26 protein-coding genes are annotated in these 16,024 nt (G+C 39.2%); all 26 read right to left on the reverse strand.

The window, feature by feature from the left end:
* Nucleotides 1-91: 91 nt before the first annotated feature.
* The 26 genes from NAT51_RS14795 to NAT51_RS14920 all read right to left on the reverse strand — a co-directional run bounded on the left by NAT51_RS14795 (nucleotide 92) and on the right by NAT51_RS14920 (nucleotide 15,901).
* Nucleotides 92-256: a hypothetical protein gene (locus NAT51_RS14795; protein WP_250599976.1), complete on the reverse strand. Its 165-nt coding sequence runs from the start codon at nucleotides 254-256 to the stop codon at nucleotides 92-94.
* A 15-nt stretch (nucleotides 257-271) separates the two neighbouring features.
* Nucleotides 272-2,431, reverse strand: coding sequence for an ArdC family protein (locus NAT51_RS14800; RefSeq protein ID WP_250599978.1), 2,160 nt, complete (start codon nucleotides 2,429-2,431; stop codon nucleotides 272-274).
* A 6-nt stretch (nucleotides 2,432-2,437) separates the two neighbouring features.
* Nucleotides 2,438-2,908, reverse strand: a complete 471-nt coding sequence (locus NAT51_RS14805) for a hypothetical protein (RefSeq protein WP_250599980.1) — start codon at nucleotides 2,906-2,908, stop codon at nucleotides 2,438-2,440.
* A complete protein-coding gene (locus NAT51_RS14810; protein WP_250599982.1) occupies nucleotides 2,899-3,441 on the reverse strand; it encodes a hypothetical protein in 543 nt (180 codons plus the stop codon). Before NAT51_RS14810 ends, NAT51_RS14805 begins: the two co-directional genes overlap by 10 nt.
* Nucleotides 3,442-3,552: 111 nt before the next feature.
* A complete protein-coding gene (locus NAT51_RS14815; RefSeq protein WP_250599984.1) occupies nucleotides 3,553-3,852 on the reverse strand; it encodes a hypothetical protein in 300 nt (99 codons plus the stop codon).
* Between the two features lie 11 nt (nucleotides 3,853-3,863).
* Complete coding sequence (locus NAT51_RS14820) at nucleotides 3,864-4,487, reverse strand: glycoside hydrolase family 19 protein (RefSeq protein WP_250599986.1); 624 nt, start codon at nucleotides 4,485-4,487, stop codon at nucleotides 3,864-3,866.
* Nucleotides 4,484-4,627: a hypothetical protein gene (locus NAT51_RS14825; RefSeq protein ID WP_250599988.1), complete on the reverse strand. Its 144-nt coding sequence runs from the start codon at nucleotides 4,625-4,627 to the stop codon at nucleotides 4,484-4,486. Before NAT51_RS14825 ends, NAT51_RS14820 begins: the two co-directional genes overlap by 4 nt.
* The gene (locus NAT51_RS14830) at nucleotides 4,627-5,340 is read right to left on the reverse strand and encodes a hypothetical protein (protein WP_250599990.1); all 714 of its coding nucleotides are present in this window, start codon (nucleotides 5,338-5,340) and stop codon (nucleotides 4,627-4,629) included. Before NAT51_RS14830 ends, NAT51_RS14825 begins: the two co-directional genes overlap by 1 nt.
* Before the next feature lie 2 nt (nucleotides 5,341-5,342).
* Nucleotides 5,343-5,765 (reverse strand): hypothetical protein, encoded by a 423-nt coding sequence (locus tag NAT51_RS14835; RefSeq protein WP_250599992.1) that lies wholly within the window; start codon nucleotides 5,763-5,765, stop codon nucleotides 5,343-5,345.
* Nucleotides 5,766-5,767: 2 nt separating this feature from the next.
* On the reverse strand, nucleotides 5,768-6,265 hold the full coding sequence (locus NAT51_RS14840) for a hypothetical protein (protein WP_250599993.1): 498 nt from the start codon (nucleotides 6,263-6,265) through the stop codon (nucleotides 5,768-5,770).
* 143 nt (nucleotides 6,266-6,408) lie between these two features.
* The gene (locus NAT51_RS14845; protein WP_250599995.1) at nucleotides 6,409-6,594 is read right to left on the reverse strand and encodes a hypothetical protein; all 186 of its coding nucleotides are present in this window, start codon (nucleotides 6,592-6,594) and stop codon (nucleotides 6,409-6,411) included.
* A 10-nt stretch (nucleotides 6,595-6,604) separates the two neighbouring features.
* A complete protein-coding gene (locus NAT51_RS14850; RefSeq protein ID WP_250599997.1) occupies nucleotides 6,605-7,414 on the reverse strand; it encodes a hypothetical protein in 810 nt (269 codons plus the stop codon).
* Between the two features lies 1 nt (nucleotide 7,415).
* Complete coding sequence (locus tag NAT51_RS14855; protein ID WP_250599999.1) at nucleotides 7,416-7,676, reverse strand: hypothetical protein; 261 nt, start codon at nucleotides 7,674-7,676, stop codon at nucleotides 7,416-7,418.
* Between the two features lie 2 nt (nucleotides 7,677-7,678).
* On the reverse strand, nucleotides 7,679-8,053 hold the full coding sequence (locus tag NAT51_RS14860; RefSeq protein ID WP_250600001.1) for a hypothetical protein: 375 nt from the start codon (nucleotides 8,051-8,053) through the stop codon (nucleotides 7,679-7,681).
* 58 nt (nucleotides 8,054-8,111) lie between these two features.
* Nucleotides 8,112-8,681: a hypothetical protein gene (locus tag NAT51_RS14865; protein WP_250600003.1), complete on the reverse strand. Its 570-nt coding sequence runs from the start codon at nucleotides 8,679-8,681 to the stop codon at nucleotides 8,112-8,114.
* 37 nt (nucleotides 8,682-8,718) lie between these two features.
* The gene (locus NAT51_RS14870) at nucleotides 8,719-9,312 is read right to left on the reverse strand and encodes a hypothetical protein (protein WP_250600005.1); all 594 of its coding nucleotides are present in this window, start codon (nucleotides 9,310-9,312) and stop codon (nucleotides 8,719-8,721) included.
* 11 nt (nucleotides 9,313-9,323) lie between these two features.
* On the reverse strand, nucleotides 9,324-10,052 hold the full coding sequence (locus tag NAT51_RS14875; protein WP_250600007.1) for a hypothetical protein: 729 nt from the start codon (nucleotides 10,050-10,052) through the stop codon (nucleotides 9,324-9,326).
* Nucleotides 10,053-10,063: 11 nt separating this feature from the next.
* On the reverse strand, nucleotides 10,064-10,918 hold the full coding sequence (locus tag NAT51_RS14880) for a transglutaminase-like domain-containing protein (RefSeq protein ID WP_250600009.1): 855 nt from the start codon (nucleotides 10,916-10,918) through the stop codon (nucleotides 10,064-10,066).
* Between the two features lie 134 nt (nucleotides 10,919-11,052).
* Entirely contained in the window at nucleotides 11,053-11,304 is a 252-nt protein-coding gene (locus NAT51_RS14885) for a hypothetical protein (RefSeq protein WP_250600011.1), read from the reverse strand.
* Nucleotides 11,297-11,509 carry a hypothetical protein gene (locus NAT51_RS14890; RefSeq protein WP_250600013.1) on the reverse strand — a complete coding sequence of 71 codons (213 nt, stop codon included), beginning with the start codon at nucleotides 11,507-11,509 and terminating at the stop codon, nucleotides 11,297-11,299. The genes NAT51_RS14885 and NAT51_RS14890 overlap by 8 nt, the downstream gene beginning before the upstream one ends.
* Nucleotides 11,510-11,527: 18 nt before the next feature.
* On the reverse strand, nucleotides 11,528-11,791 hold the full coding sequence (locus NAT51_RS14895; protein ID WP_250600015.1) for a hypothetical protein: 264 nt from the start codon (nucleotides 11,789-11,791) through the stop codon (nucleotides 11,528-11,530).
* A 12-nt stretch (nucleotides 11,792-11,803) separates the two neighbouring features.
* A complete protein-coding gene (locus NAT51_RS14900) occupies nucleotides 11,804-12,145 on the reverse strand; it encodes a hypothetical protein (protein ID WP_250600017.1) in 342 nt (113 codons plus the stop codon).
* Nucleotide 12,146: 1 nt separating this feature from the next.
* Nucleotides 12,147-12,371: a hypothetical protein gene (locus tag NAT51_RS14905; RefSeq protein WP_250600019.1), complete on the reverse strand. Its 225-nt coding sequence runs from the start codon at nucleotides 12,369-12,371 to the stop codon at nucleotides 12,147-12,149.
* 14 nt (nucleotides 12,372-12,385) lie between these two features.
* Nucleotides 12,386-14,152: a hypothetical protein gene (locus NAT51_RS14910; protein WP_250600021.1), complete on the reverse strand. Its 1,767-nt coding sequence runs from the start codon at nucleotides 14,150-14,152 to the stop codon at nucleotides 12,386-12,388.
* 152 nt (nucleotides 14,153-14,304) lie between these two features.
* Nucleotides 14,305-14,478, reverse strand: a complete 174-nt coding sequence (locus NAT51_RS14915) for a helix-turn-helix domain-containing protein (protein ID WP_250600023.1) — start codon at nucleotides 14,476-14,478, stop codon at nucleotides 14,305-14,307.
* Nucleotides 14,479-15,004: 526 nt separating this feature from the next.
* Nucleotides 15,005-15,901: a hypothetical protein gene (locus NAT51_RS14920; RefSeq protein ID WP_250600025.1), complete on the reverse strand. Its 897-nt coding sequence runs from the start codon at nucleotides 15,899-15,901 to the stop codon at nucleotides 15,005-15,007.
* Nucleotides 15,902-16,024: the final 123 nt, after the last annotated feature.

Raw genomic sequence — 16,024 nt, forward strand, 5'->3', positions numbered from 1 at the left:
ATGAATTTAACAAATAAAAACTTATGATTTAAAAAGCAAAAACCGTATTACATTTCTGCAACACGGCTTTCCCAATCAACCAAATCAAAAACTATTTCTTTGTTTTCGCTTTTACCACTCTGCCACCTTTGACGTAGCGATACCCCTTTTTCAGCGTTCCGTCTCTTTTTACTCCCTCACGCTTAATAACTCCGCTACAAAGCTTTTTAGCCGAGATTCTTTTTTTTCCTTTTGATTTTGCTTTTTTTGCTACCATGATTTCTGATTTTAGTTATTTGACTTTAAATGATAATTTTTCTTTTTTGTGTTGATTTACTACTTTTTGGTAGTACATCGAGTATTTTAAAGTGAGGTCGTTTCCTCTGTTTTTCTCCAGTGTGGCAAACCGCTCTTTCGGGTCGGGATGCGAGGAGCAATGAATTACCGATGTCGGATTGTGCGCCATTTTATTACCTCCGTACATTGCTCCGTTTTCCTTTACCTGTGATATGAAACACCAAATAATTTTCGGGTACTTAGTGCGCAAGTAATTGAGCTGGTCAGCTGTGATTTTCAAATCCGTAACCGAATCGGCAATGATTACTTTAACCACCTTGCAGAATCCTTGTAATTCCTCAAAAGGGTTTTCCAAATAGCCTTTAATGGCGATATATTTCCTGCCTGCTTCCGATGTATTTCGGTTGATGCTGTCAACCGTGTCCTTGCTTTCAATTCCGCCCTGCTCATAATCGATATAAGCAACTGGGGTTTGTTGTTCTCCAAAGGCATTGGCAATCTGCATGGCGAGTTGTGATTTTGAACTGTGCTTGTTTCCTTTTATCAGGATAAGTGCTTTATGGGGTTGTTGTTTTTGCAGAAACTTCCCAATCTCTCCGCCCAATACAAAAACATCTTTCGCCTCTTGCGGGGCAGAACCCGCCGAAACAAAGCCCAACTTTTCCAATTCATTAAGACTTTTATTCTGCCCTGAAGCAATCATTTTTTTGTTTTCTGTGATGGGGCTTTTTACAACAACCGGCACAGTTCTTTTTTTGCTCTCTTGCATATTTTTACGTACATCAATTGTTACCCCTAATGATGCCGAAAGCCCTACTTTTTTACCTTTGACTACTTTGGTTTTTACCTTTTTCTTTCCTGGTCTTTTTGTTGCAACTTTCTTAGGGCTTTCTTTAGGTGTTTCTACTTCTTCACTTTCAGTATTTCTACCTAATATGTAATTGACCGCCTTTTGTGATTGTGCCGAAGCTTTAAGAAAAAAACGGTTGTCGTTCTCCAGTTCATTCACTAAAACCTTGTTCCAACTTTTCAGGTACTTTGCCGAGTTCTCTTTGGTCTGGAATAATATTCCTGATTCACTACACATAAAAACCGCTCCGAGTTCTGCAATGAGTTCCTCAAAGGCATACGACTTGCTCCCAAAAGTTCCGCTCATATCCCTGTCCAATCTCTTTTTAGCTCCTGTGGAGTGTGTTAGTTCATGGAAATAAGTACAGTAATACGAAGCTTCCTTTTTGAAAGCCTTAATATTGGGCATATTAAGTTTATCGGTTGAGGGCTGATAATAGGCTTTATCTCCGACAAAAGTGTAAGTTGGTGGGTCTTTATATCCGTCAATTAAACTTTGCGCCTGTTCAATGGGATTCACATTTTTATTGCCAGTAGGTTCAGGGAATTTTAATCCTGTGCAATCGTCCGCCCTGAAAACATTGTAATATTTAATTACTGGAATTTTAACAAGATGCTCCTTTAAATCCTCTTTGGTTAGTCCGTTGGTTTTTACAAACTCGGTAAACTTTTCCCTGTCGGTGGTTTTAAACTGCAAAGTCCCGTTATCAAAACTGAAAATCATCGTGTAATAAATCACACGTCTTGCCTTGCTACCCTCCCTTAAACTTGCGCCTGTTTCCTTAATCTGATTGAAGGTTAAATAATACGGCTGTATGAATTTAATCGGTACTAAATAGGGTTTTCCATTTTCATCAAATTTTACATCGAAATTCAAAAGAAAATTTGCCCCTGTGTATTCTTTCTTGCTCATATAGTTTTTGGCTGCACCGTCAGCTCCAGAACCGACCCAATCCTTTTGCCAAGGCAAATGCCCGACTTTCTCAATGGTATTGATAATCAAATCCGTGATATAGCTGTAAATATCATCCTGCGCAACCCCGTTTAAACCCTCGTTATCTTGTTCCGAGATATATTCCAAAGTCGGCAGTATGATTCTTTGCTCTGCTCCCGAAAGTCCCGCAGGTTCTATAAAATCCTTTATCTCAATATCAAAATATAAATCTTTATTCTCATCCAAAACCTTTTGGATTCGGTTTGCCATAAGTCTATGCTCATGTTTTTTGGCTCTTGCCAGTAGTGATTTCAAAGCAGAGCGTTTAACCATTTGACCATCAAGACCATTAAATACTGTAACTAAATCCATTTTGCTCTATTTGATTATTGAATATTCTTTACCCAAAACACCTAAAACCGTTTCGGTCTGAATGTCTTTTACTCCTGTTATTTGTGAAAGACTTTGCCAGTTGGAAAGATTCTCCAGTATAGGGATTTCTACTATCAGATCCTTTAACACGAATTTGCCTTTGGCGGGAATGGAGACAAAAGACTTGTTTACCGTTATGGTGGCTATCCTTTTGGCAGTCTTATCTTTCAGGATGATTCTTTTCACTACCGCAATAACACCGTCGGGACTGAAACTGCTCGTAGTCGGATTATAGAGCGTTACATCTAAATTGAATCGCAAACGCTTGAAATTAATATCGAAATTCCTTATCCCTGTCGGTACTGCTTTTAGTTTTTTCATTGTTTCTTTCCACTTGTTTACTTTGGTGCTATACCACAAAATCCCTGCTCCCAATACTGCCCCTGCCATTACGATATGTTTTGCCCTTAACCCCATACACTTGTTTTTTTTCGGATAAATCCAATTACTTTAAAACCGATATAAACCACAGCCAAAATCCCCAATCCGATGAAAAATTTCTCCAGTTTTGAGAGTGGTTTTTCTACCACCACAGGTATTTTTTTAACCTGTATAATTGTCTTTGCTTTTTCGTTTTTTACCGCCGTATTTTCGTTTTTAGTCTGGGCAATCTTGGCGTAAAACTCCAACTGTTTGGTAAGCCTGTCATAAATGAGTTTATAACTGTTGTCTCCAGAGTTCTTTGATGTATTAAGCTTGGATAATATTTCATCAACCTTGGCATTTACCAAACTGTCAAAAACCGCATTTCCTGTTTTACTCTGCACAATCGGGGTTATGAGTTTATCGTCGATTGCCTGATTGATTACGGTATTTTTTATACTGTCGTTTTTCTGAACCTCGTTTTTGACAATGGTGTTTTCCTGTTTTAATTTTCTAGCTGAAGAACAGCCTGCAAGCAATCCAAAAAAGGCAGTTAAAAGGACTAAATATGTGATTGATTTTTTCATATTTTGGATTTTTTAAAGTGGTTTTTTATTTTAAAAAGCAATAGTTCGGAAGCCTCTATCACCTGAAACAAATCGATTCCGTAATAGACCCCGACTGCTTCAATTATTTTATTAAGTGCCTGTTTTTTCATTACCCTTGCTATTTAAACAGCCTGCACATCTCTTTTGATATTCCTGCAACTGCTCTTTGAGGTTTTTGATTTCAATGGTGTTTTCATCTATAATCCGTTGCATTTCTTCAAACTTCTTATCCGTCACAATTGACATTTTAGTATAAATCGAATCTATGGCTTCCAGTGCCGAAGCTTCCGTTTTCTTTATTTCCGAATTTCTTGACCTCCAAGCAATGTATATGGAAACCAGTGTTGTCGAACCTAAAAAGTAGTTTAATATGATTTCTATCGGTGGCATATCTTTATCCTTTATTTAATTTTAAAACCAAAATCGAGCATCCGAGTAAAAGGGTTGTAGAAGCTAAAAACAGGTTTATTTGTCTTTTTGCTTGGTCTCGGAATCGCTTTTTTTTTTAATATCGCAAACAGGTCAAACTGTTTGTAAAACGCATATTGTTTTTTTCTGTCTTCAAGTCCTGTGAGTCCTCCGTTAATGCCCTTGGTAATGGTAACGATGTCGTTTTTGTCCGCATACTTATTCAGGTTGCCCCATGCGCTCCCTTTTGTCCAATACCAGCAGGCAATCTGTATCGAAATATCAATTCGGCTTGCCAAATCAGGATTGCTCACAATGTCAATCCCCGAATATTTCGTAAATTTCTCGTAGTTGCCCCTGCCAGTTAATTGGGTAAGCCCACGACCCCTGAAACGATACCCGTCTCCTGGTAATCTGTTTCCCAAATACTTGTGGTTTTGGTATTTTTCCTGTGCTTTCTGATACGATATTTTCTCTACGTTTGCCTTAAATCCACCGCTTTCGTGGTGCAGTTGCGCAATGAAATGAACTACACGTAAAGGAGTGGTTATATCATACTTGACAAGGTTTGTAACTAATGAAACTGCATTATCTAAAAGGAAAATAGGTAAGGTCATAATACTACTTTTTTGGGTTCAACGCTTGGTTTACTCTTAGGGTTTACTTCGGGTTTCGGGCTTTCTCCTTTATCCATTGAAGCGACAACAATTACGCCCAATACCCCTAAACCAATCCATACTGCTGTGCTTTTATTCATTATCTCCAGTCTTTTAATCTGATTTGTTTAACTCCCTTTTGGGTGAAAAGGGCATTTTCCGTATTTCTTCCAAAATCACCGTCCGCCTTGATTTTAAGTAGCTTCTGCAATGTTCTTACTTCCATGCCCTTGCTTCCTTTTTTAAGCAGTTTGGATTTGTCAATGTCCGATGTGGTTGATACGGCAGGAACTCTCGGCAATATCTTACCCACTGGCTTTATGACGCTGTGGTCGGGAATCCAGTAAATGTCATTCATAAAAGCACCGTTTCTTTGGGCTACATAGCGGTATGTTCCGTCGGGTTTTCTCCCTACCCAGACAATCCTTCCAATTCGGTCGCCTTTTTTAAAAGTGGCTTTTCTAATGCCCTCACTGGTATAGTTCCCGTCTGCCATTTTTCGCGCATCATAGGTCTTTGTCCCGTTAAATCCCGTTGCCATGACTTGTTGACCTACGCTGTATCGGAACGAATCCGCCTCCCTAACTGGCTGTTCGGGAACTGTCTTAACAGGGATTATCGGAGTGGTTGACAGCGGTGGTGTTTTTATGGGTACTGTATTACTTCCACTGGTTTGCATTTCATCGGGAGCATACTCCAATTCTGCCTCCTGCAACGCCTGTTTATCTTTGCTTTTCTGTACGAAATAATAAATACCACCTCCCACGGCAAGGGCGATACCGCCTCCAATCCATAATTTATCTTCTGTGGTCATTGCTATAAATATTTTGGATAATTTGATTTTAATAATTGATAATCGCTATCGCTTAACTCTTCCTTGAGCCACACTTTCAAAGGGTGCTTTACTGGGGTCTGCCATAGTGCGAAATAGGTATTGCCCGTTAACCTGTTGTAATACCGCTTTCCAAAGGCTTTGACTATCCATGAAAACTGGGCTTCATTGATTCCAGTTAAGGTCGTCAGAATGGTCTTGCGCTTTTCGGTATTGGTGAAATTGGCTTGTTTCATTGCATTGTAAAGCGTGGTGGCAATATCTTTGGCGTTAATACTCTGGGCTGTTAAGTTCCCGTCCTGATAGGCTTTGCCTTTCCTTGTCTTGTTTGCCTGTGCTATAGAAAAAAGCAGTATTGTGAATCCCGCAACTCCTACCGAGATAGGCAGTATTTTTGAACTTTCCATGATTAAAAAAAGTTGGGGATTAAAAAGCGTAATTCCATCAGTTCGTTTTGGCTGAACTGGTCAGCAAACCATTCAAGCAAAGTCATTTTTTTTGATAACGGGTTGATGCCTTTGCGCTGTCCAAATTCATTATGAATCCTCACAAACCCATTGGGATTAACTCCCATAAGGTTTTGCTTTACTGACTTAAAACCGTTTCCCATTCCATACATCGCACTATAAATAGCCTCTGCCTTGTTCTTTGCCATGCCTGTTGATATATTACTCGGCTTGTCCCTTTTGTTTTCTTTAAGCGGTGAAAAGCCGTTAAAAATCTTTGTGTAGGCAAAAACTCCAATTCCTACAAACAGGGCTGTTTTCAAAACGCCTTTCACTATTGAAGCGGTGGCATTTACCCCTGCATTTGCATTTTCCAGTGTATTGGCAATTGCTTTCTGTCCTGCGTCCGTTGAAGCAACAGCGGTGAGTACTGCGGGATTATGTAAACCTTGTCTTTTCATAGTCGTTTATTGGCTGTAGTATTGCTCCCGATTTCATTTCACTTTTTCAATTTCATCTTTAGGAGCAATGGTCTTACAGCTATACTTTATCATTGTTTCTCCCGCCCGCAAATGGAGCGCACGGGCAGGGTACTCCAACTTCTCTACATTATGAACTCCTTAATTGTCTGCCAGCTCTGGGGGTCGTTTACCATTGCAATGGCTTTTTTGGATTTTTTCAGCTCCACCAGTTTTTCCAAAACCTCGTTATCCAAATCCGCCAGTTCCTGAACCAGTTTTGTCTTTTTCTGCACTTTGAAAGGGTTGCTTTCCTTTGTTTTTATATTCAATATTCCCATTTTATACTAGCATTTGATGTTTTTGTAATAACCCGAACAATTCCTGTGAGAAAACATTGTTTTCGCTTTTCTCGTTGATTTTCTGATAAATGACCGAAAGCAGGGTTATGGTATCATCATCAAGAGTTTTGATGATGTCCAAAAATGCTTTTTTGGCATCTGAATAGTTTTCATTTTCCAAATCCTCCCCCGAAGCCATTGCCAAACCTGATGATTCAACAGGCACGTTAAAACCCAGTCCTTTTAAGATAAGCGGTGCTTGCTTGACCACACCCAAAAGCATGTTATTCAAACTGTCGTTGCTCTCCTTGGTGTACTTCTTCTGTAACTTCTCCTCGTTGAGCTGGTCATTTTTGGCTTTGAGTTCCCTGTTTTCCCTCTCGGATTCTTCAAGCTTGCGAGCCAGTTCGCCTCTGTCGTGCGCTTGCAGTTTCAAATCAAAAATCTCGGCGATTCCAAGCCCCATCAGTCCGCTTTTTTTCTTTTTTTTCTTCTTCTTTTTAGCGGTCTGCATCTGTTCTGATTCGTTAGTTTTTGATTTATTGCCTGTTTCTCCAAAAGTGACATCGAAAGGCTCTCCCTCAATCTTAAAGGCATTCACCCCGTTTTTTCGTTTCTCCTGAATGGTCAGTTTGGTATAACCCTCGCTGTAGAGTTTTTCAAAAAAGCTTTCGGGTGTTCCGTATTCATCCTTTATCTGCTCATGGGTCAGGTTTCTATAGATCGGTTTTTCACTCTGTCTGTCCGTAACTGTGACAGCACAAAATTTGTCGCTCCCCAGTCTTTCTATCAAATCATCTAATTGCTCCATTTTAAATTAGTTTCTTGTAAATCAGTACTATTTTACATCTGACTCTTGGGGTCTTTTGGGGATAAACAACTTCCAACTGTACCTTTGAAAATGTACCGTCTGGAGGGATTAAAATCTGCTTTTGTGTCGGATAAATTGTAACTCCGTTGATAACTGCAACAGTAGTTCCTGTATTTAACACCGAAAGACAGGTAACTCCCTCTAAAATGGGTATTTGTTCTTCTTTGAACTCCCTTGTTATAAAAGCAGATTCCACAAACATGACTATACTTTTTTAATGGTATTGTTGTATAAAAACACCACATGAAATTTCAGAGGGACTACTCCGCTAAGGGGTTCTTCCAAGGCAAAAATGAGAGAGTAATCCTTATTGCCTGTATCGAAATTCAGGGGTTTGAAACTCTTTTCATACTCACCTGCGCTCATCTGTCTCCAGTTGTCGATATGAACCGCAGGAACAATGGCAATACTGTTGTCGTCTTTCATTTCGATAGTTGTCATTACATTTGCCGTTTTCTCAACTCCATTGGTGTACACCGCAACTCCTGTGGTAAATCCTATAGGCAGTTTGAAATTCTCCGAAGTGTTGCTTTCTCCTGGTCTTATGATTGCCTTTACTACATGTTGAATTTGTCGCATAACTCTTTAAGGTTTAAAAAGCCGTAGCCCTTTGACTTCGGCTTTTAATTACTTCTTCCTATTTTTTTGCCTCTGTTACTCGGAACTCCAATCGCATAAACAATCCGCCTCCTTCAAATTTTGTGAAAGGAACAGTAACACCTTTTGGAAATTCCAACTCCAGTTTAAACTCCTCTTTTGCTCTTAAAAGAGGAGTGGTCGCAATGGGACGGTAATCGTCTTGCTTGAAATTCTGAATGTCCGTAAGTGGTAAATCAATGAGCATATCGTTGGTTTGAATCAGCCTTAAATCGGCGTTCTGCAATTCTGCGGGAAGTGTGTCCCTGCTTTGCCAGTCGGCATTCTCAATCCTGTTTCCTTTAGTGGTAAACTGCACGCGGATGGCATCAATAACCACATCACGCCCAGAGTTTAAAAGGTTTCCGTCAAAATTGGTTATCCCGACTATTTTCTTGGTGTTGGCATCAACCAGTTGGTTAATCCCGCTCATTCCTTCAACTCTTAAATTCAGGTAAAAAGTCTTATCGACCAATTTTGTCGGCTGTGGTCTTACAGCTTGTTGGTGTTGGCGTTGTCTTGCCCCTAATACTTTAATTGCTCGTTGCAATTGTGGATTTCTATTTTCCATCTTTCTTTATCAGTTAAATTTTTACTTCTTTTTTGGGTTACAGTATGTAATTCCCGTTTTGGTCGATATAAGCCCCTAAGCCCTCATCATCGTCATAAGCTCCCAAACCATCCTCGTCGTCGTACCCGTTTAGTCCGTCTTCAATATAGTTGCCAGCATCGTCAAAATACCCGTTAAGACCCTCCTCGTCATAACCGTTTAAGCCGTCTTCGATGTAGTTCCCGTTGGCATCGATGTAACCGCCCAATCCGTCTTCGTGGTAATTGCCGTTAGCATCGATATAGCCGTTTAGACCGTTTACCGCTCCCGAAAGACCCGCTGCCTTTTGCATGAATCTTCCAACGGCTGTTTCAGGGTTTAGCTTGGAAGCGATTTTTTCGGATGAAAAAACATTCTTCACAAGTTCCAGACCGTGTGCAATCGATATCCCGATTGCCGAACCTCTTAAAAGCGAACTCTTTGTATCGCTCCCTTTTACCTTTACTGCCAAAAATCCCGCACCAACAGCAACCGCCCCATTAACAACACCCTTTACCGTGTTGGAAGATGTCTCGGTCATAGTGCCTGTAAGACCTCTTGAAAGAGCACCTACAACTACGGCAGAACTGATTGTTATTAATTCCTGTTTCATTTCTATGTTTATTAATTACTTTTTGAACTTGTAGCTAAAAGGATTCCGCCAACCGCTACCGCACCTATGACAATAGGGATGGTGTAATTGGGTTTATCCGTCGGGGTTGTCCCGCTCTCGATTTGGGCGGTTTCCCTTTGCGCTTGTACTTCTTCCTTTAAATTCTCCACGGGAATATCCTTGACTTTGGAAATAGTCTCAAGCTGTGCATCGTTTGGAACTTCCCCGCCAGTCTCTGTGCCTGTAGTTAAGGATTCCGCCGAAACTCCTTTTACCTCTGCAATAGTTTGTAATTGAGCAGGTGTCGGAGTCGCATTTGGCATCATTTCGACTGGCGTGGTAGTTTCATTTTGTGGTGCTTCGACCTGTGCAGGTTGTACCTGTTTGGGTGCGATGGCATTTTTTATCGTTGGTTTGATAATCTTGTTCATGGCAAACTTTCCGACTTTCGTACCTGCAATTTTTTTGACTTTCATTGCAATTTTTCCAATCTTGCCCGCTTTGGAAGCCAGTTTTACCAGTTTACCTGCCTTGGTAATCTTGGAAGCTACCCCGATGGGTGCTGTGGCAGGAAAAAAACTCATGGCGGTGGTCGCTATCGGGACAATCTTTTTACCGACTTTAACCGCATTCTTAATCGACACGTTTCTTAATCTCACGTTCTTTTTAAGCATTTTGCCGATTTTAAGCCCTTTGTTCAATCCTGCATTTAATCCTGTTTGTTCTTCTAATATCAACATATCCTTATCTTTTAAAATGGAAACCTCCCACGTACTGAACTTGTTTTTTTGGAAACACCTTTAAGCCCTCTTTTACTTCCATAAACACTATTAATCTTGACATAAATATTATATGCTCCCCCTTGGCTTGTTGATTTATGAGCAATTGCATCATTACCTAATGATTTTAACATGCTCTTGGCTTGGACAGCATTTCTGGCAAAATCATATAGCTCGTACACTTTTTTACAGGGCTTTTTGGTTACATACCAACCTTTCTTTTTAGGGGTGGGACAGTTAAGTCCCACGTGTGGCAGTTTCTGATTCATAAAAACATCTTTTTTATCCGTATAACTCGGCTCTTTGTTACTCTGTATCGTTCCGTCAATAATGCAATGACCTTTATCAAGTTTCCCGCTTTCTTGGTCGGTTGGCACAACCACATAAACATGGGTGTACTGCCTTGGGTTGAAATTGGGCTGTTTAATCTGCCTGATGTAATGTTTGATTCCTAAATTCATAAGCACCGAACTGGCAAAAATCGAATAGCTTTTACAGTCAATTCCCTCCCGTCTATTAAACCAACTATTGGCTGGACTTCTTAAATTCTGTGTCATTCCGTCCGCCTGATACTGGATGTCGTAATACAAAAAGTAATGGATCTTATCACAGGTCTCCTGTATGGTTTTCCCTTTTAGGATTTGCGATAATTTGGCAACCTGCTTGTAAAATGTCTCCACCCATACTTTCATCATCGAAACCGAATAAAAAGTATCACCTGCTTTAAGTTTTACCTTTTGCCCTTTGGGCTTTTCAATGAGGTGGTTGAACTCGTCACCGTTTTTTATCCTACGCTTGAGTACTAAGTTGATTTGTTCCTTTGTCATTATTAGTTTCTCTAACTTTCTTGGACAAAGGTTTGAAATAAAAAACCCCTGTCGGGCTGATTGACAGGGGTTAGCGGTGATTTCGACTGATTAGGTTTAATTGCAATTGTTTTTCCATACAATTGCAATTCTTATCAATCATCGTCCTCTAAATAATAGCCTACGGGCAACCCGTAAATGGCGATAAATTCCTCTAAAATATCAGGTGGTACGCTGTGCATCTTTATGGAATACCCACACTTTTTTTCCTCCTTTATCTTGGCTTCGATTATGGTATTCACACCTCTTTTTATAGTGGATTCGCTCATTTTGTTTTTCATGTACATAACAACCAGTTCCGATTTGGTTACGGCTTTAGGCATTGGTTTTTTATCTTTCTTATTCATCGCTGGGTTTCTTTAAAATTCTACGCAAATCATTGATATGAAATAAGGTTTTAAAAAGCCTGTCTTCCAAAGGACTGACTGCTTTTTTTCTGCCTTTAAAGAGGAAAACAACAAATTGCAATGGTATTGTCAAAACAATTGCAATAAATAACAATAACACATAGCTATTGCATAGCAGGATTTGAAGACGGATATTGAGTTTCATTTTATCTGTTTTTAAAAGTTATTTTGAGCAAAAATCAATTCTCAGGCGGTTTCTTATCAGAAAGGTGTAGGTGTGCTTCTGACCATTTAAAACCTTGGCAAAAAGCTTCATTTTCAGTTTGTCGTCATTTATCATTTTTGAAATGGTATTTGCCGTCCTTAGTTTGGTATTCTTAACTGGGTTTTCTTTGGGGTTTTCCAGTACCCTAATAATGAAATTCTTATTGATAATGGCATTGGTGGGATAGTGTGATTTCTTCCCTGCAATAAGTTTTTGCTCCATAGCCCTGTCTTTTTAAATATTAACCAATTTTTCGTGCAATACATCCGAGACCTTTTGCATTGCAATTCTCTGTACCTCGGTTCTTTCTTCTCTTTGCCACTGGGCGCAAAAAAGAAGAATAACCGCCTGTGTGGGTGAAAGGATTAGGCTTGATTCCTGTTTTTTGCTTTCAATCTTTGCCCTGAAAAGGAAAAACATACTTTGAAGTGTGTCGATTACAATAATATCATTGCAATAGTTTTGATAATCATTGCAATGGGCTAAATTGTCAATTTTGTGCCTGATGAATTTTAATAGTTCGGACTGTATGATTTCAATGTCCGCTGTCTTGACTTTTTTTACCGTTATTTTCATATTAATATCTGATTTTTGAGATTAACACATTGTTTTCATAGAACTGTACCACGTTGGTAATGGCTAAATATTTACTCTTTTCAAAGCTTTTGAGCATTTTCCCAATGACCACTTCACTCTTACGCTTGTTATACTTGATGGGAGACCACCAAACCTTATTTTTATGTTTACCCTTAGTCAGCATGACCATTTTAATTTTTGATTTTTCTTTGTCAAATACCTCCATATCGTTTTCTGGTTTTAAAATTCAAAAAGGCTATACTTTACCGCATCATTGCAATTAATTGCAATGGTTTTTTCATTGTCTTGCAATGATTTTTTAAGTATCAAATCAGGCAGTTTCTCGATGTATTCTTTAGGCAGATTCTTCTCTACATAATCATACAATTGCGTGTAAGTCACTTTGTTTTTGAAAAAGCGGTTTAATGCCGTTTCACACTTTTTGGCGTGGTTAATCGTCTCTTTTCTTCTCACGGCATTACATTCCTGTTTCTTTTTCAGGGCATCGTATTTGGCTACTGCCTGTAAATGCTCGTTCCATTTGGTTTTGGTGTATTCAAAACCGACTTCTTTCGAGGTTTTGCGGGTCATATCGAAATAATCAAATGGGAACAGTGGCGGGAACTGGTGTTTTGCAAACCATTTTCTTGCCCATTCGATACGCCAGCGCATCTGCTGTATTTCGTCCACCAGTACGCTTTTATTGAAACTGTTGCCTGTAAAGGCTATCCATTTGTTTTGATAGTACAGGGTAATTGCCTTTTTCCAACTCCCTGCAAATGGCGTGGAAAATCGGTATATCTTGGATATGGATTTAAAAAAATCCTGTATTGCAAGCTCCCTGAACTCATCATTGGTCAGCGTTCCCGAAAAGGCTTCTTTGTACAGATAGCGGATGTCAATAGGCTTGTAATTGTAATACTCCCCACTGGCAAGGTTTACCGCCAGCTCTTGCGGGTGGATAATCAGCTCTTGCAGTTTTTCTGATAGTGAATTGTTTGTTTTTCCGATTTTCGCGCCCGCCCCTTGGTTTGAAATATCCTGTTTGCTGTTGGGTGTTCCTGTAAAAAACAAATAAGAAGGCGTGAGGGCTTGTCCCGAACTCCTTTTGGATTGAGAAATGTTTTCAACATTCTCATTCTTTTGATATTCATTTAATAGTGTTCCAGTACTTTCATTGTTATCAGGTAAAAGATTCCAATATTCAACTCTAAATGTCTTATTTTCAGTATTTTTTAATTTTGAGGTTTTCATATCCAAAACCGTTAAGATTTCAGGATTGATATGCACCTCTACTGGTTTGTTTTGTCCTGCAAAATGATATTCCACAAACACGCCCGCCTCTTCCAAACGCTGTCTGTGATTGCGAACCGTTTTAGAACAGATGTCAATGCTGTTAATCTCTTTTCGCTTTAACTGGGTAACTAAAAAGGAATTGATTTTAAACTCCTGAATCGGTCGCTTTGCCGTAATACCAGCCTTGATGAATTTTTCATTGCGTTTCATCAGTTGCGAGTTGTACAGGTGCAAGAGGTTTTGAAAAACAATCTCCGTGGCGTATTTCACGCTTTGGATTTTCTTTTTCTCTACAATCAGCCCGTAAGACTCACAAAACTCGTTTACTGCTTCGTTGTAGGCTCTGGGTTTTAAGTTCTTCTTACTGCTTAAAAAAACTTTTCTAAAGGCTGTCTGCACGGCTGTAAGCGGGTTTTGTCTGCAAAACTCCGCAACTGTTGTATTGTGCTTTTGGATAAGCTCGTTTTCTGCCTGTGTCTTGAAATTATAACTGGCAATATACTTACGGTAGTTGTCCATAGTCGTGGCAAAGGCTTCTTCAATAATGGCTGGATAAATTGCAATGATTCTGCCCTCCAATTGCAATACTTTATTTTCTATTGCAATGGTCTTTTCGATGTCTTTTTTCTCCTGTGTAGTTCCATAGCCAAAGAGATTACAAGCAAGGGAGAAAACCCTATCGTCTAATTTGTGTGGTGTACTGGCTCTCATAGTATTTGTCTTTTAACCTATCGGCAAGGCGTAAATATTTACGCCTGTGCGTCAAGGGAATACAGCATATTTGCCGTTGGGTATCGTTATTCTCTTTTGTTTTAATTCAATTGCAATGGTTTTCTTGATAATTGCAATTCAATTGCAATGGTTTATTTGCTCTTGAATGATTTATTGTAGTGTTCTGCCAATAGCTTATCCACATCCGACATTTTGTAGTAGATTTTGTTTCCTACCTGTGAGAATGAGATTTTGCCCTCATCCCTCCAACATTGTGCGGTGCGCTTGGAGATACCCATAAACTGTATGAACTCCTCGTTATCCATAAAGGATTTTTTAGAGCCTTTGGATTCCGTAGCAGTAAGTAACTCTTGCAGTGTATCGAGCCTTGAAGTGAGCTCTGTAAATTGTGCTTTGGATAAGATAAATACCTCCATGTCTTTGCTCATTTAAAAATTATAGAGCAAATGTGTGGGATATGAAAAAGTCTTTTAGTCCCCACTTAGTCCCCAGGGGACTAAGTTTTTTTTTAAGGCTTTGGGAAGTGCCTGTTTTAAAGGGATTTTACAATTTAGGGTTGTGCCAAAACAGGGGCGTGATTCAAAGAGTCTGGGGACTTTTTTGTTTTGGGTGGTATTGGACTGAAATAAAGCCTTAAAAAGCTGTTTTTGGGTTGTTTTTTCCTTGTTTTTCTCCTGTTTTTTGCTTTAAAAATAGCACTAGGAAAAAAGTCCCCGACAAGGCTGGGGACTTTTTTTCTTGTAAAAAAACCTTATTTTAAAAGGCTTTACAGGATTTTGTCATTTCTTAAAAGCAAAAAGTCCCCGAGAGTTTCGGGGACTTTTTCCAGTTTTATAAAAACTTGCTTATATCTATTCTTTTATTGGTGTTGGGGCGTTTGTCTTCTCTTGAGGGCTTGAGTATGGTTTTAACACTCTGCAAGCTTATTTCCCTGCCGTCTTTATCCACAAATGTGTTTGCAATCATTTCCGCAATATCATTGATATTGCCCTCAATCATCGGCTTGCCCTCCACAAATATTTCACACGTCATTTGATAGAATATATCCACAAACTGATTGACATTGCAATGGAATTGCAATTTAATTGGTGCGCATGAATTGCCTGAAACATTCGGCTTAAACTTCTCAATGGTGTTTTTGATACTTTGCATTTCATAAATCTGTTCAATCTCCTTACTGCACTGCACGTCAAAAAGCGGTAATTTCTGATTGATAAACTCAATGTTTGCCTGCCTGTATTCGTGCTTTTCTTTGGTCAGAAACAATATCTTTTCATTATCATCATCAAGGCAGTCAATTTGCTTTTTGACCTCACAAAATGAAAAATACCTGTCCTCACTCTCTGCATTGATATATCTTTTAGCAATCTGCTTACTTTCCTTTGTACTGGAGAACTGTACTTCCTTTCGTTTGGATTCAATAAGATTGAATAACTTGTGGTAACGGCATAATGCTCTTCTATCGGTAAACAAATCCTCGTTATTGGAAATCAATTCCTCAAAACGATTCAGCCACACTATCGGCTCTTTAAACAAAGTAGCTTGATAATTCAGGAAAATTGGGTAATCGGATTGGTGGAGTTCAAAAATCTTTTTCATCAGGGCATTGCAATAGTCCTGCAATGTTATTTCCCCCTCGAAAATAATATCAAGGTTGTGTTTAGAAGCTTGGGAAGGGCTTACCACCGCCATTTCGATAAACGATGCGGTTTGAAAATTTGACTCCATAAAATTGAAAAGCAGTTTGTTTTTGGGTTTTGCGTATTCTTTAGAATGACAATTTTAAATCTGTCCCTTTCTCATTTTTTTTGAGCCAATGCTTTCAATACCACTTTACTCGCCTTTGGAGGG

The organism is Flavobacterium amniphilum (genome assembly GCF_023634845.1).
GTDB classification, from domain to species: domain Bacteria; phylum Bacteroidota; class Bacteroidia; order Flavobacteriales; family Flavobacteriaceae; genus Flavobacterium; species Flavobacterium amniphilum.